Source organism: Fulvimarina fulva (genome assembly GCF_039652615.1).
Classification (GTDB): domain Bacteria; phylum Pseudomonadota; class Alphaproteobacteria; order Rhizobiales; family Rhizobiaceae; genus Fulvimarina.
In genome coordinates this window covers 1-15020 of sequence record NZ_JBDJAC010000015.1, presented here as the reverse complement: position 1 = coordinate 15020, position 15020 = coordinate 1, and the positions used below count along the sequence as shown (strand labels likewise).

Annotated in this window: 15 protein-coding genes; 4 read left to right on the top strand and 11 right to left on the bottom strand. The window is 61.8% G+C overall.

Annotated features, from left to right (window positions below; all coding sequences use genetic code 11):
• Window positions 1-32: 32 nt before the first annotated feature.
• Window positions 33-1538: a sodium/proline symporter PutP gene (gene putP / locus ABDX79_RS17095; protein WP_346221519.1), complete on the top strand. Its 1506-nt coding sequence runs from the start codon at window positions 33-35 to the stop codon at window positions 1536-1538.
• A 928-nt stretch (window positions 1539-2466) separates the two neighbouring features.
• Here the strand turns inward: putP and ABDX79_RS17090 are convergent.
• Together ABDX79_RS17090 and ABDX79_RS17085 are read right to left on the bottom strand one after the other, a co-directional pair.
• A complete protein-coding gene (locus ABDX79_RS17090; RefSeq protein ID WP_346221518.1) occupies window positions 2467-3330 on the bottom strand; it encodes an RNA polymerase factor sigma-32 in 864 nt (287 codons plus the stop codon).
• 543 nt (window positions 3331-3873) lie between these two features.
• Window positions 3874-4497 carry a CarD family transcriptional regulator gene (locus tag ABDX79_RS17085; protein ID WP_346221517.1) on the bottom strand — a complete coding sequence of 208 codons (624 nt, stop codon included), beginning with the start codon at window positions 4495-4497 and terminating at the stop codon, window positions 3874-3876.
• A 548-nt stretch (window positions 4498-5045) separates the two neighbouring features.
• On the opposite strand from ABDX79_RS17085, the gene def reads away from it, so the two are divergent.
• On the top strand, window positions 5046-5567 hold the full coding sequence (gene def, locus ABDX79_RS17080) for a peptide deformylase (protein ID WP_346221516.1): 522 nt from the start codon (window positions 5046-5048) through the stop codon (window positions 5565-5567).
• On the opposite strand, the gene ABDX79_RS17075 is transcribed toward def, so the two are convergent.
• Entirely contained in the window at window positions 5564-6190 is a 627-nt protein-coding gene (locus tag ABDX79_RS17075) for a hypothetical protein (protein ID WP_346221515.1), read from the bottom strand. The two genes, def and ABDX79_RS17075, sit on opposite strands and share 4 nt — an antisense overlap.
• Before the next feature lie 241 nt (window positions 6191-6431).
• Here ABDX79_RS17075 and ABDX79_RS17070 point away from each other — a divergent pair, with 241 nt between their 5' ends.
• Together ABDX79_RS17070 and ABDX79_RS17065 are read left to right on the top strand one after the other, a co-directional pair.
• Complete coding sequence (locus tag ABDX79_RS17070; RefSeq protein WP_346221514.1) at window positions 6432-7673, top strand: MFS transporter; 1242 nt, start codon at window positions 6432-6434, stop codon at window positions 7671-7673.
• 15 nt (window positions 7674-7688) lie between these two features.
• Window positions 7689-8612, top strand: coding sequence for a DMT family transporter (locus tag ABDX79_RS17065; RefSeq protein ID WP_346221513.1), 924 nt, complete (start codon window positions 7689-7691; stop codon window positions 8610-8612).
• Here ABDX79_RS17065 and ABDX79_RS17060 read toward each other — a convergent pair.
• The 8 genes from ABDX79_RS17060 to ABDX79_RS17025 form a co-directional block, all read right to left on the bottom strand.
• Window positions 8591-9031, bottom strand: coding sequence for an acyl-CoA thioesterase (locus ABDX79_RS17060; protein WP_346221512.1), 441 nt, complete (start codon window positions 9029-9031; stop codon window positions 8591-8593). The genes ABDX79_RS17065 and ABDX79_RS17060 overlap by 22 nt on opposite strands.
• Window positions 9032-9059: 28 nt before the next feature.
• The gene (recO, locus tag ABDX79_RS17055; protein ID WP_346221511.1) at window positions 9060-9785 is read right to left on the bottom strand and encodes a DNA repair protein RecO; all 726 of its coding nucleotides are present in this window, start codon (window positions 9783-9785) and stop codon (window positions 9060-9062) included.
• Window positions 9786-9797: 12 nt separating this feature from the next.
• Complete coding sequence (locus ABDX79_RS17050) at window positions 9798-11417, bottom strand: peptide chain release factor 3 (protein WP_346221510.1); 1620 nt, start codon at window positions 11415-11417, stop codon at window positions 9798-9800.
• A gap of 259 nt (window positions 11418-11676) precedes the next feature.
• Window positions 11677-11997, bottom strand: a complete 321-nt coding sequence (locus ABDX79_RS17045) for a hypothetical protein (RefSeq protein ID WP_346221509.1) — start codon at window positions 11995-11997, stop codon at window positions 11677-11679.
• Window positions 11998-12039: 42 nt separating this feature from the next.
• On the bottom strand, window positions 12040-12444 hold the full coding sequence (locus tag ABDX79_RS17040) for a hypothetical protein (protein WP_346221508.1): 405 nt from the start codon (window positions 12442-12444) through the stop codon (window positions 12040-12042).
• 4 nt (window positions 12445-12448) lie between these two features.
• On the bottom strand, window positions 12449-13438 hold the full coding sequence (locus ABDX79_RS17035) for a phage protease (RefSeq protein WP_346221507.1): 990 nt from the start codon (window positions 13436-13438) through the stop codon (window positions 12449-12451).
• 10 nt (window positions 13439-13448) lie between these two features.
• On the bottom strand, window positions 13449-14342 hold the full coding sequence (locus tag ABDX79_RS17030) for a Mu-like prophage major head subunit gpT family protein (protein WP_346221506.1): 894 nt from the start codon (window positions 14340-14342) through the stop codon (window positions 13449-13451).
• A partial coding sequence (locus ABDX79_RS17025; protein ID WP_346221505.1) for a hypothetical protein occupies window positions 14342-15020 on the bottom strand: 679 nt, incomplete at its 5' end. The genes ABDX79_RS17025 and ABDX79_RS17030, both read right to left, overlap by 1 nt.

The following is a 15020-nucleotide window of genomic DNA, read 5'->3' as shown; positions in this document are numbered from 1 at the left end:
TATCGATCGATCAAACCGACGGAGCAGCACCCATGCAGATCGGCGTATGGATCAGTCTAGCAGCCTATTTCATTCTCATGCTTGGCATCGGATTTTACGCCTGGCGAAAATCGACGTCGAGTTCGGAAGAATACATGCTGGGCGGGCGGCAGCTCAGCCCTTCGGTTGCGGCGCTCTCCGCCGGTGCTTCGGACATGTCCGGCTGGCTGCTTCTCGGCCTGCCCGGCGCGCTCTTCGCGTCCGGTCTCGTCGAGGCCTGGATCGGGATCGGGCTTTTCGTCGGCGCGTTCTTTAACTGGCTCATCGTTGCCCCGCGTCTGAGGGAACAGACCGAGCGCTACGACAATTCGCTCACGATCCCGGCCTTTCTCGGCAAGCGCTTTCCCACGCAGGCGACGGCGCTGCGGACGATTTCGGCCATCATCATCGTGGTCTTCTTTTCCGTCTATACCGCGTCCGGGCTCGTTGCCGGCGGCAAGCTCTTCGACAGCGCCTTCGGTGAATTCATCAATATCGGCGGAATGAGCGACTATTCGGTCGGCATCTGGCTGACGCTTGCCATCGTGCTTGCCTATACGGTCGTCGGCGGTTTCCTCGCGGTTTCTCTGACGGATTTCGTGCAGGGCTGCATCATGATGCTCGCCCTCATCATCATGCCGCTGGTCGTACTCTATTCCGGCCAGGGCAGCGGCTTTGCCGGTGCTGAGGAAACCCTGAATGCGGTCGATCCCAACTTCCTGTCCCTGTTCAACGGACTGACCGTTGTCGGTTTCTTCTCGGCGGTCACCTGGGGTCTCGGTTATTTCGGTCAGCCGCATATCATCGTGCGCTTCATGGCCGTGCGTTCGGTCAAGGACGTGCCGGCTGCGCGGAACATCGGCATGAGCTGGATGGCGATCTCGCTGATCGGCGCGCTGGGCGTCGGGGTGTTCGGCCGGGCCTATGCCCAGCGCAACGGGCTCGATGTCGAGGATCCCGAGACGATCTTCATCGTGCTTGCCGAACTTCTCTTCCATCCGCTGATCACCGGCTTCCTCCTCGCGGCCCTTCTGGCAGCGATCATGAGCACGATCTCGTCCCAGCTTCTCGTCGCGTCCTCTTCGCTGACGGAAGACTTCTACCGGCTGTTCCTGCGCAAGCAGGCAGGAGAGACGGAGATGGTCAATGTCGGCCGTGTCTGCGTGGTGCTGGTGGCGCTCGTTGCCGCCTATATCGCGAGCGATCCGAATTCGGAGGTGCTGGGGCTCGTCGCGAATGCATGGGCCGGTTTCGGCGCAGCCTTCGGTCCGCTGATCATCCTGGCGCTCACCTGGCCTGCCATGTCCGGCGCGGGCGCGGTCGCCGGCCTCGTGACCGGGGCGGTCACCGTGATCGTCTGGATCTCGCTTGGCTGGAATTCGAGCTTCCTCGGCGGTCCCGGCGTCTACGAGATCATTCCGGGCTTCGTTCTCGCCTTCATCGCGATCGTCGTGGTTTCCAAGGCGACCGAGACGAGCGGCGAGTTCCGGCCGGAGGGGAGCGCGCAAGCCGCCGAGTGAGGCGAGCGTCCGGTCGATAGGGCGGCCCGGCTGGTTGAGCCGGGCTCTCGTGTCAGAGCTGGGGCGGATCTGAAACGAACGACTGCGCCCCGGATGATCCTTCCAGATTGTCCGGGGCGTTTTGCGTTATCGCGACAAGACCCAGCGGCGGCAGCGACCCGCGGACGTTCGTCCCGCACGGCACGGGTCCTGGTCGAGCTTTGTTGGTGGTGCGGCGCAAATGCGCAGAGGGGCTTGCGTCGAAGCGTCTCGTCATCCCCGGCGTCCGCTTTATGGGCGGACATTCAGTGCAATCGCTTCGTTGGATGACAGCCGAAGGCGCGATTTTTGCGCGCGAGGTTCGGCATGGCGGCGCTCGGGCGCGCGCTGCATGGCTTCGATCCGGCTTCAGACCAGGCGATCACCTGACTTTCGAACATGAGGACGGTGAGTCCAATTTGGCAAGAGGCTTCGCGATCGAGCCCGAAAAATTCAGCAAAATGCCATTCACGGGAGTTGGCGACGACGCGCGAAACCAAACCAGCTGACAACCGGCCATCGGAAGTGGTGACTGAATTTCCAGCTGCAGAAGGCGTGCCTTGCGCCCGATGGCCGGCGCGGGGCTGGCGATCTGTCGGAAGGGTCGGGAAAGAAATCCGAGCGGAAGCCAAGGGATTTCTGGCAGGCCTTTCATGTCGAGACGATCGGGCCCCGTGAGGAGCCAAAATCTTCATATGTCATCGACGGAGATCTGGCGATGTCGCGCTGATGGCCGGAGAGCAGCCATCTGTGAGCGTATTCCCGCGAGCGGATGCAATTTTCCGCCCGCTTTTTGCTTGAGCGCTTGCCGAGGCGTGCCCGACCGCTTCACCTCGACGGATCTCAGATATGCGTATCGGCTACCTGGGCTTTGATACGAGGGTCCGGCTGACTTCACCGGACGCCGATATCAAACATAGGCCGAGCGGTCCTTGTTGGTTTCCAGAAGCGCCGAGCGAAGCTTTTCGAGGGCGCGGGTCTCGATCTGGCGCACGCGCTCCTTGGAGATGCCGAGCTTGGTGCCGAGGGCTTCGAGGGTCGCCCCGTCGTCCTGCAGGCGGCGCTCGCGGATGATCTTGAGTTCGCGCTCGGACAGAACGTCGAGGGCATTGGTGAGCCAGATCACACGGCGCTCGTCGTCAATTGAGACAGACACGGTTTCGTCGGGCAGGGGATCGTCGGCGACGAGGAAATCCTGACGGTCGGCGCTACCGGATTCATCGTCGAGAAGGGGCGCGTTGAGCGAGGAGTCGGGCCCGGACAGGCGCGAGTCCATCAGCGCGACGTCGCTTTCGGAGACCTTCAGCGCGCCGGCGATCTCACGATACATGGCATTGCCGCTGATGGGTTCGGCGCCCTGGCTGAGGCGGGCGCGCAAGCGGCGAAGGTTGAAGAAGAGGGCTTTCTGGGCCGAGGACGTGCCACCCCGGACGATCGACCAGTTGCGCAGGATGTAATCCTGGATCGAAGCTCTGATCCACCATGTGGCATAGGTGGAAAAACGCACTTCGCGTTCGGGCTCGAAGCGGGCGGCCGCCTCCAGGAGACCCACATGGCCCTCCTGGATGAGGTCGTTCATCGCCAGGCCGAAATGGCGGAACTTCGAGGCCATCGAGATGACGAGGCGCATATGCGCCGAGGTGATTTTATGGAGAGCTTCCTGATCCCGGTTTTCCTTCCACCGGACCGCGAGTTGATATTCCTCTTCGCGCTCGAGATAGGGCGCTGCCATGGCGGCGCGGATCATCGTGCGGCGTGCGGATTGAGATTTCATGCTATCCCTCCGGTGAAGCGTTCCAGGCTTTTGAGCCAACTGCGCTGCATTGCTCACACAGCGCTGTGGTGTTGGCGTAATGCGGGGAGGGTTGGAAACGTTCCCAAAAGGGGAAACTTTTTTACGAAATGTAGAGGGGGATGTGCGTCAGGCAAGTCAAACGACGGTGAAGTGCGATCAATATCGCCGCAATCGAGGGGCCCGGCTCTTCATGGTCCGGTATGTCTTTCGAACGCGTCGTTGCATCCGCTCCAGTTGGGGGCTCGAAGGCCGGCCTTAGGGTGCGGGTTCGGGCGGACAATGCCGGAAAGAGAGAGCGCAATCAACCCCGCGCCCCGGTTCGCCGGGCTTTTGATGGTATTTCCCTTACGCAGAAGGGTCTTCGTTCGGCCCACGCCCCATGGGCTAAGTCTTTAAGCGGCTATCTTTTTTCGTTCGGGTCGACGAGTGGGCAAAGATCATGAAAAAAGCCGGCCCCCTGGGAGGAGCCGGCTTCACGATTTGCTGAGATCGCCCTTTTCGGAGGCCTCGGCACCACCTTGCTCAGGCAGCCTCGTCCTTGGACGCTGCGTCGTTGTCGGCAGACGTCTCTTCGCCGTCCTCGTCATCGGCGTCATCGGCGTCGTCGGCATCGGACTTCGGCCCGCGCTTCGGACCCTTGTTGAGATTTTCCTCGATCAGGCGGACGGCCTCGGTCTCGGACACCTCGTTGACGGCGGCGAGTTCGCGCGCCATGCGGCCGAGGGCGGCCTCATAGAGCTGACGCTCGGAATAGGACTGCTCGGGCTGGGTATCGGCGCGATAAAGGTCGCGAACCACCTCCGCGATCTGGATCAGATCGCCGGAATTGATCTTCGCATCGTATTCCTGGGCCCGCCGGCTCCACATGGTCTTCTTCACGCGGGCACGGCCCTGCACGACCTTGAGGGCGCGATCGACGAAATCAGTTTCCGAGAGCTTGCGCATGCCCACCGACTTGGCCTTGGCAACCGGTACCTTGAGGCGCATCTTGTCCTTCTCGAAATCGACGACGTAGAGTTCGAGCTTCATTCCCGCGACTTCCTGCTCCTCGATCGCGATGATCTTGCCGACACCGTGTGCCGGATAGACGATGCTTTCGCCGGATTTGAAGCCCTTGCTTGCGGGCGCCTTCTTTGGGCTACTCATACGCTTTCAAACTCCTTCTTGTGTCGGGCCGCTACAGCCGCTAGACACGTCACGGCGAACATGCCGCCGGTTTGATTCAAATCCGCCTTCATGGCGGATCGACCCTTTACGCGCTGGACGTGGAGGCATGCCGCAAGACGACGATGGCTCCTGAACCGAGCTCGAATCGTCGTCGTTTCGGATGGTTTTGCCGGCGCCCCTTTTTGCGCACGATGCGGTGCAAAAATTCGAACTGCCCGACCGTGTACTGAGAATACCCCAAAACCCGCCAAATCTCAAGAATAAAGTAATTCCCATAGGGAATCCGGGCGTTGGGGACGGCTTGCCCTCCGCTTCGAAACGGCGGACGAGTGCGCCGCACCATGACGGCCGACCGGGACCGATGTCCTGATTCCGTATCGTCACCTGCCGCAGCCGGACTGTTGAACCGACAACGGCACACCAAGTCCGCCGCGTCGTTTGATCGATTTTCAACTGTGCTATCGCAAAGCGATTGAACGGATTTCTGATGAATTGACCGGGCGCGAAACACTCGCTACCTCGAAACCATGACGATCAAGCCGCTCATCATCCTTCCCGATCCGGTGCTCCGGAAAGTTTCCGAACCTGTCGCGCGGGTCGACGACGACGTGAAACGATTCGCCGACGATATGCTGGAGACCATGTACGAGGCGCCGGGCATCGGTCTTGCCGCGATCCAGGTGGGCGAACCGCTCCGGATGCTGACGATCGACCTCTCGAAGGAAGACGAGGAGAAGGCGCCGCGGGTCTATCTCAACCCGGAGATCGTCTCGCATTCCGACGATCTCAGCGTCTATGAGGAAGGCTGTCTCTCGATTCCCGAATATTTCGCCGAGGTGGAGCGCCCGGCGCGCGTCACGGTGCGCTATCTGGGGCTCGACGGAGAAATGCACGAGGAGGAGGCCGACGGCCTTCTCGCGACCTGCCTGCAGCACGAGATCGACCACCTCAACGGCGTGCTCTTCATCGACTATCTTTCCAAGCTCAAGCGCGACATGGTGATCAAGAAGTTCACCAAGGCCGCGAAGACGAAGCGCGTCACCGCCTAATTTATTCCGCAGATCTGAAGCGCGTCTTCGTCCTTCCGGTCCTCGAAGGGCGTGCGGGACACGTCGAACCGCACGGTCGCGCCGTTGATCTGCCCCTTGCCTGAAAAGAGGTTGAGATCGCAGCTGACCTCGCCCTCCTCCTGCAGCCGGTCATAGGCATTGTAGGTGAAGCCGGCGACACGGAAGCGGCCATCGCGGTAGGCAAGCGTCACATGCTGCTCCCAGGCATTGCGGCCGATCGCGATATTTTCCGTTTCGATCCGAAGCGAGCCGTTGGAGAGGGCGGTCAGATGAGGCACCTGTCCGGCCAGCAGCGGCCGAGCGCCCCAGGCCGCACCCTTTCGAAACAGCGCAAGCCCCAGCTTGCCGGGCGGGGTATCCTCGCCCGTCCCCTCAAGAAAGATGTAGAGATCGGACGCGAAGGCGTCCTCGTCCTGCGGGGAGACGATCATCGCCGCATCCGCCGCGCCATTGCCGTCGAAATCGCCCGTCGCGACCGTGATGATATCCTCGGGCGAAAACCTGTCCCCGGCCATATCCTGTGCCTTGGCGGGCGTCGGGAGCGACAGCGACGCCCATGCGGCGAGTGCGAGCCCGGCGAAGCGGACATGAGGGATTGGCATGGGGCGATCCTTTCGAGGCGGCGAGCGGGCGGGGTCTTGCCCCCATCTTTGATCGGAAGAGGGGAAAGTGGAAGACATCCCTTGCCCATGGCGCAGCTCGGGGCGTAGAAAGCCGAGATAAGACAATGAACGGGTGCTGTCCTGGCCTGCCCACCGTTCCTCATCCATTCGATGACACGACCGCTCCAGCCTGTCTGCCATTCGCTGCGACGGCGAGCTTAGCCATGGGACATGCCGCTCGATGACAACGCCCTCGACAGCCGGTGCCGGCGCGGAAACACGCCTGGCCACCATCCTTGCGATATCCGCCGGATGCCTGATCGCCCTCCTCACCTTCGGGCCGCGATCGGCGATCGGCTTCTTCCAGCTTCCGATGATCACCGATCGCAGCTGGACGCGGGAGGATTTCGCCCTCGCCATCGCGATCCAGAACCTCTTCTGGGGGGCGGGCCAGCCGATCTTCGGGGCGATCGCCGACAAGTTCGGCACGGCGAAGGTGCTGATCCTGTCCGGTTTGCTCTATGCCTCAGGCCTTGCGCTGACGGCGATCGGCGAGGCGCCGATCTGGCTCATCGTCGGGCAGGGGATACTTGTCGGCCTCGGCGTTGCCGCGGGCTCCTTCGGCATCGTTCTGGCCGCCTTCGCCCGGCGGGTAACGGCCGAACAGCGCTCCTTCGTCTTCGGCCTCGGCACGGCGGCAGGCTCTGCCGGCATGTTCATCTTCGCACCCTTCACGCGCGGGCTGATCGATGCCTATGGCTGGGTGGATGCGCTGTTCATCATGGCCGGCACCATGCTGATCGTTCCGCTCCTCGCCTTTGCCCTCAAGGGCGCGCCCAAGGTGGGCTCGGCGCTTTCGACGAACGAGATCGAGCAGAGCATGGGCGAGGCCCTGCGCGAGGCCTTCGCAACGCGAAGCTATGTGCTCTTGACGAGCGGTTTCTTCGTCTGCGGGTTTCAGGTGGCTTTCATCACCGCGCACTATCCGGCCTTCCTCGCCGATCGCGGGATCGATCCTTACTGGGCGGTGGTCGGCATGGCGCTGATCGGCTTTTTCAACATCATCGGCTCGCTGGGTTCCGGCATGATCGGGCAGAAAAGCTCCAAGCCGATCCTTCTCGTCTTCATCTATCTCGGCCGCTCGATCGCCGTGACGGCCTTTCTCCTGATGCCGATCACGCCGACAAGCGTCGTCATCTTCTCAGCCGTCATGGGTATTCTATGGCTCTCCACCGTGCCGCCGACGAATGCGCTCGTCGCGATCATGTTCGGCACGAAATATCTCGGGCTTTTGGGGGGCGCGGTGTTCTTCTCCCATCAGGTGGGCTCGTTCCTCGGGGTCTGGCTGGGCGGCTATCTGCGTGAGACCTATGGCAGTTACGATCCGGTCTGGTGGATCGGCGTCGGACTTGGTGTCTTCGCCGCGATCGTCCATTGGCCGATCGAGGAAAAAGCCGCGCCGCGCCTTGCCGCGGCAACCTGATCGGAATGCTGCCGAATGGTTGAAGAGGACGGCAGCGCACGCCGGCGGACCCTGACTGTGGCGACGCTGATCGTCGTTGCAACGGGTGCGCTCTGGGGCTTCTACTGGTATCCGGTCCGCCGGCTCGACGCGCTGGGTCTGAGCGGTGCCTGGGGCTCGCTTGCAATCGTCGCCTCTGCCGTGATCCTGCTTATGCCCGTCGCGTTTCAGCGGCGGCGCAGCCTGAAGCGCGCGGGCCTGCCGGAACTTGCCGCGCTCGCGATCGGCGGGGCCGCATTCGTCTTCTACTCGGTCGGATTCGTCTATGGCCGGGTGGCGATCATCATTCTCCTGTTCTTCCTCACCCCCGTCTGGTCGACACTGATCGGCCGCTTCGTGATGGGATGGCCCATTACGGGCCTGCGCATCGCGGCTCTCGTCACCGGCCTTGCCGGGCTCGCCGTCATGCTGGGCGCGAACGGCGAAGTCCCGATACCGCGCGGCATGGGGGAGTGGCTGGCGCTTCTTTCCGGCATCCTATGGTCGATCTCGACCACCGGTATGAGAGCCAATTCATCGCTTGGGGCTTCGGAATCGGCCTTCGTCTTCGCCTTCGGGGGAATGATCGGCGCGTTTCTGCTTGCGCCGACGCTCGAGCCCTTCCCGTCCCTGCTTGGCGGAGATGAAATCATCCGCGCCCTCGGCTGGGCCGTCTTTGCCGGCCCCTTGTGGTGGGGCCTGTCCATGGCCGCGCTCATCTGGGCGGCCTCGCGGCTGGAGCCGGCACGCGTCGGCATTCTCCTCATGGCGGAGGTTCTCATCGGCGCGCTCTCGGCCGCCTGGCTTGCGGGCGAGGAACTGGGCTCCCTGGAGCTTGCCGGCGGGGCGCTGGTGCTGATCGCGGGCGGTCTGGAGGTCTGGCCGCGAAAGACCGGCGCTCAGCCCTCGTCGGGCAAGTAGCCTTCGAGCGTTTCGCGGACCGCGTCGGGTATCGCGCAGGAGGCGTGGGAGCCGGCCTCCACGAACACCTCCACTGTGCGATAGATCGCGTGAACCTCGCCGGTGCGATAGGTATGAAGCGTCATTTCCAGCGTGACGCTCTTGCCGCCGACGCGGGTGACGCGGCCCCCGATAAAGGTGCAATCGCCGGCCAGAAGCTCCCGTTTGAATTCGGTCTCAGCCTTGAGCGTGACGGTGTGGACGCCATGGATTTCCGTCATGGCCCGCATGGAAAGCCCCGCCTTTTCCCAGAAGAGAAACGAGGCGTCGTCGAAGACCGGCGCGTACCAGCGCACGTTCATGTGGCCGAACTGATCGAGATGCCAGGGATGGACGACGAAGCCGCCAAGGTCGATTCCGTTTTCGCTGTGGTCCGCCATGGTCTTCCTCAAAACCCGTCTGAGCCAGCTAACCTGACGCACTCGCCGCCGAAATGAAGCCCGTGCGCGAAAGAGGCTCGTCGATCCCGCGCGGCTCGTAGACGTGACGGGCGAGAAAATAGCGGGTGAGGGTGAAGCCGGCCTTCAGGGTCTCGCCATCGGCCGCACGGTCCGTCTCGGTGAGGAAAGCGGGGAGGGCGAGAAGCTTGTCACGATAGGGCTCGCCCGGCTCTCGGCTGACCGCGCGCCCGCTTTTCGGCGAGACATAGACGAGGTCTGTGCTGGCCCCGGTTGCGGCGCATCGGGTGAGATCGAGGCCGAAGCCGAGCTCTTCCAGAACGGCAAGTTCGAAGCGCAGCATGAGTTCGCCGGCGGTCATGCGGTCCGCGCCCAGATTTTCCAGAAGCACGATCAGCCCGTCGTGCAGGCGCGGATGGGGATCGCGCTCGGGCAGAAGCCGCAAATGGCTCGCCGCGAGCTGGACGCCATGGAGCCCGACGGCGCTTTCCATCAGGCCACCGGCGCGGGACAGAACCGGCTCCAGCGCGAAGGCCCCCATATGCTCGTCGAGCCGCGCCCGCCAATGGGCGAGCACCGAATTGCCGGGCTGAAGCACCGGCCGCATCGCCTTCGACCGTCCGCCCCGCACGAGGCCCAGGTGACGGCCCCGGGACCGGGTCATCAGCTCTGCGATGACGCTCGTCTCGCCATGGCGGCGCACGCCGAGGACGATGCCTTCCTCACGCCATTCCATGGCGGTGGCGCCCTATTGCTGCACGATCTCGCGGGTTGCGTCGAAGGCGATGTCCTTGTTGCGGTCCATCACATAGCGCAGGTCCCAGTCGTCGCGGCAGAGATAAACCGGGCGGTCGTCGCGGTCACGGACGATCTGATTTGTGTTGTCCTTGATGAACTGCTTGAGCGTCTGCTCGTTCGGGCACCTGATCCAGCGCGCGACATTGTATTGCACCGGCTCGAAGGTCACGTCCGCCTTGTATTCGCCGGAGATGCGAGAGGCGAGAACATCGAGCTGCAGGGGGCCGACGACGCCGACGATCCAGTCGGAGCCGATGGTCGGGCGGAACACCTGGACGAGACCTTCCTGGGCAAGGTCTTCAAGGCCCCGGCGCAGCTGCTTCATCTTCATCGTGTCTTCGAGGCGCACCCGGCGCAGCACCTCCGGCGCAAATGCGGGAAGGCCGGTGAAGCGGAAGGTTTCGCCTTCGGTCAGCGTGTCGCCCACCTGCAGGGTGCCGTGGTTCGGAATGCCGATCACGTCGCCGGCAAAGGCTTCCTCGGTGAGCGAACGCTCCTGCGCGACGAAATAGATCGGGTTGGACACAGCGATCGCCTTGCCCGAGCGCACATGATCGAGCTTCATGCCGCGCTTGAAATGGCCCGAGCAGAACCGGACGAAAGCGACCCGGTCCCGGTGCTTGGGGTCCATATTGGCCTGCACCTTGAACACGAAGCCCGAGACCTTCTCGCCCGAAGGATCGATCGGACCCTTGTCCGATGGCTGGGGGCGCGGCTCCGGCGCATGGGCGGCGATGAAGTCCATCAGCCGGTCGACGGCGAAATTTTCGAGCGCCGAGCCGAAGACCACCGGCGTCAGATGGCCGTCGCGATAGCTCTGGGCATCGAAGCTGGCATAGCCTTCACCGGCAAGTTCGGCCGCCTCGCGGAAGCCGGCATAGGTCTCCGTGCCGAGCGCTTCTTCCAGGCCCGGATCGTCGAGCCCGCCGTCGAAATGCTTCGTGCCTTCGCCCTTGGCCGAAATGAAATCGTTCGCGGCAAGATCGTAGACGCCCTTGAACAGGCCGCCCTGACCCACAGGCCAGACCATGGGTGCGACGTCCATGGCGAGCTGTTCCTCGATCTCGTCGAGGAGCTCGAACGGGTCGCGGCCCTCGCGGTCGATCTTGTTGACGAAGGTGATGATCGGAATGTCGCGAAGGCGGCAGATCTCGAACAGCTTGCGGGTCTGGCCCTCGATGCCCTTCGCCGCGTCGATCACCATGATGGCGGAGTCGACAGCCGTCAGCGTGCGATAGGTGTCTTCGGAAAAGTCGCTATGGCCGGGCGTATCCAGAAGATTGAAGTTCACGCCGTCTTTCTGGAAGGTCATCACCGAGGAGGTGACCGAGATGCCGCGATCCTTCTCGATGCCCATCCAGTCGGATTTCGCGCGCGCCTTGTTGCCCTTGGCGCGCACGGCGCCGGCCATCTCGATCGCGCCGCCGGTGAGGAGCAGCTTTTCCGTCAGCGTCGTCTTGCCGGCGTCGGGGTGCGAGATGATCGCGAAGGTCCGCCGGTTGGAGTAGCTCGACTTTGCGGAGGGCGTCGGGCTCGATCTGTCTTCGGCCTCAAGGGCAAGGCTGCTCATGACGGGCTTTCTTCAGGTGTTCGAATATGATTGCCGCCCTTGTCGCCGCGAAAAACGGCGCATCTGTGGGGGGCTTATCTCGATAATGTACGATGCTTCGCATGTCGCACAAGCTGACGACTTGGGAAACAGGAAAGACGAGGCTCAGGTGATTCTGTACTGTTGAACGATAATCGGTATCGGTACGATTTATCCGGGATTAGCCGGTATTTGACGGGATTAAGTGGTGACGCTTGGATAGCGCCGTGCTTGATCGATCTCAGCTTCGCCCGATCCGACGATCAAAGGACTTATCGAGGGTGATGCCAAGGCGATCGATCAGGAGTTGCTCCTCAATGTCACGAAGCCGATCGTCAAAATTCTGAAGCGCCTTGAGCGTCGGTGTTTCGGCTTCGCCGTAGCGTTCCAGACAGTCACCGAACGCCTCGCGAGGCGACAACTCGCGAAGCTTGACCGCACAGAATTCCCGGATTTCGAAATTGCGCCAGACGGGCAGGCCAGCCGACGCCGCAAAGTCGCGCTCCCATACGTTCAAGACTTCGCGCACAGTCGGGCGATGAACAACGAACCGTTCAGGCATCGGCATCCCATTGATCGAGCGGCGAAGAACGCAGGTGCGGGCCTAGACCTTGATCCAGACGCTTTCCTCATCGACAGCCTCGATCGTGGCGGCGAGATACGAACCGGCTACCTCGTCTTTCGTCAGTTCGTCGTCTGAAACCACGTAAAGGGGAAGGTTGATGTCAGCGGCGACTGCGCCGACGAATAGAGCACCGCCGTCGAACACGCCGCGACCCACGAGGACCCGTTTTGCCCCAGCCGCCCCGGCTCGATTGTCGGCTGGATCGAGCGCGATCCCAACGAACGCGACCGCAGAAGCGTTATGGATCGGAACGGCTTCCTTCGCCGCATTCACGCCCACCATCGTTCCGCCGAAGATACGGACGCCACTGGCGACCGGATAATCGTAACGGGAACCTGACATCGGCCCACGCAGGGGCGTGTTGATATTCTTGGTCGCGGCCATTCTATCAGTCCTTCAGGTCGTCGGCCGACAAGCCGAGTTGTTTCGCGACGAGTTCAGCAGCTTCCGACCGGGAGATATCCAGGCGCGAAGACAGCGCCGTCATCTGCATATTGGCTTCCATTTCCGGTGTGATGGCAGGCCGGAACAGATGAGCCAGCGGAGCGCCGACGCGCTCGACGATACCTTCGAATGCATGTGGATCGGCTGCGCATGTCGCGATGGCCCAATCCCGTGCGTAAGCCGGGAAAACGCCCCTGGCGATTGCTTTGTCAGCTTGTTCGGATGCGTGACGCGCCGACTGTTCGCCCCTCGATTTTGCGAGATCGAGAAGAAGCAGCTCGGCAGTGGACGAAGCTGCAAGCTTCGTAGCGTTCGAAGCACGGATCGCTTCGAGAATGGCTTTCTCGTCAGCGTCTTCCGGAAGGTCGCGAACCTTCCGAAGATCAGCCATGAAGTTCGACGATCGCGCTTCAGCGTAAGCGCTTTGCATCGCTTGTTCTTCTTCCTGCGAATGGTCGGCGGCGGCGCGTGCCGCTGCGAGCGCTGGCATCTTCGCAAGTGCTGGCGCGGTCACGAGAGCGACCGTATGTATCCAGACGGCGTTGCCGGCCTTATCGCGCGGAAACGAGGGACTGACGTAGCGATGAGTGCGGGCGCCAAGAGCCGCTTTACCGGTGTCGAGCCAGTCAACGCGGCCGTAAAGCCCGTCTGCTCGCGCTTCCATCTCCTCGATCCAGCCGATCGCATCGGACCTTTGGCCTTTCGCGCCAAGAAGGACGGTCGAATGGTCGAAGTCGAGCGGAACTTTCGTTTCGTCGGCGTTGAAGCGAGATGCGAGCAACTCGGGATCGAAGGCGTGCGAGACGCCGTTGCGGTCGGTCACCCGGCCGCGCGGCGCGATCTTGATCCACCCGCTCGTCGTCGGTTTGGTATCCAGTTCTCCACCGACGGCGAGCGTTACGATGGGATGCGGAAAATGAGCGGTTCCGTCCATCGTGATCCCCTTATGACAGCCAAGGCGTGACGATCAGTTCCGCCGTGCCCTGCCAGATGTTGGAATTGTTCGCGATGACGCTCGCGGTGATAAGCTGGCGGGCCTGCCCTTCCAGTTCAGCCGGAACGACCAGATGCGTCGGCATGATGCCGAGGAGATGGTTTTGATCTCCCCGGAACCGCATCATGGCCTGCCGAGCCATCTCGTAGTTTGCGGCGTTGAGTTCGGCTCCCGACGCGTAGGCCAGTTGCCAGAGACCGAAGCCAGCATTCACACGTGCATGGACGCCGAACAAGAACTCGTTCGCCATGTAGACGTGCTCGTTCTTCTCATCGGTCAGAGCCCCGAAATTGTAAGGTTTGCGCTCCTGCCATACGAGCGGCCTGATCTGCCGGCTGAGGTCCATGAGGTACCACATCGGTTGCGCGCCTGGCTGAAGGTTGGAGATCGGTTCGGCCTCATCTCCGACTTGGCCGGATCGCGGATGGTATTCCGAGAAGAATGGCCGACCATCATAGCAATTCTTCGCAATCCCATCGGAAAGCAGGTTGAACAGCATCTTGTCGGGATGCTGTTTCGACATGCGAGCGATCTCTTTCACCATCGGCGTGTAGACGCCGAGATTGTCGTCTTCGAAAGAGTTGCGCTTGACCCGAACCGTGCTCTCGAAATCTTTGTTGACGATTTTGAACCCATGGTTCTGAAGCGTTTTGATGACACGTACGCCGAGCCATTCACGCATCTCAGGGAATTCGCCCATCCATGCGTAGTTCTCTTCGGACGTTGTGGAATTGACCGTCATCGCCAGCGTGTCCCGGTGGGATTTCACATCGCCGAATGCGTTCTCAAACGTCTTTTTGAACCCACGGAAGGCGAGTTCTATGTTTTCCTGCGTGATGTCCATTACGAACTCTCTTTCGTGATAGCCGGATACGAACCAACTCCGACGCGGCGGTTTGGATTTCGCTCGAAGGTGTCTTCGATTTTTCGCGACCTACTCTGACGCGCCTCGTCAGGTCGCAGCAGATTTCGGACAGTCACTTCCGAGACGCGAAGCTTTCGAGCGATTTTTGCGTGAGGAAGACCAGTGGATTTGAGGTGGCGGGCGAGGAAAACATTCGCGAGAGGTATATCTATCTCACCGGGACCGAGCGTCCGACCTATAGTCAGGGTAGCCTCCCTTTCCAGCAACGACGAAACTTCGCAGCGTTTCTCGTTGGTGGTATTCACGGGAAAGAATACCCGCGTCCCGCCGAAGCTCGTCACAAGCCGGGCGGTTTTCTCAAGGCCGATCGCTTCGACGAACGGGGCCACCACTTCCGGCACGGGAGCGGTATATTGAATGCCGGAAGCGTCGGTCCACGTGATGTTCATAGACCGAGAACTACCCCCCATAGAAACGCAACACACCCGGAAGGATGATGGGGGGGTAGGAGTTGCGGCTGCCAAACAGCGTGTGTGAATAGCCCCGAGATTTGTGGACGCCTTCTTCCCTGATTTTGAGGCAAGGAGGTCCGGATGCGGTCTGTCAATTTCACTGATGAGTTCAAGCGCGATGCAGTCGCACAGATCACCGAGCGTG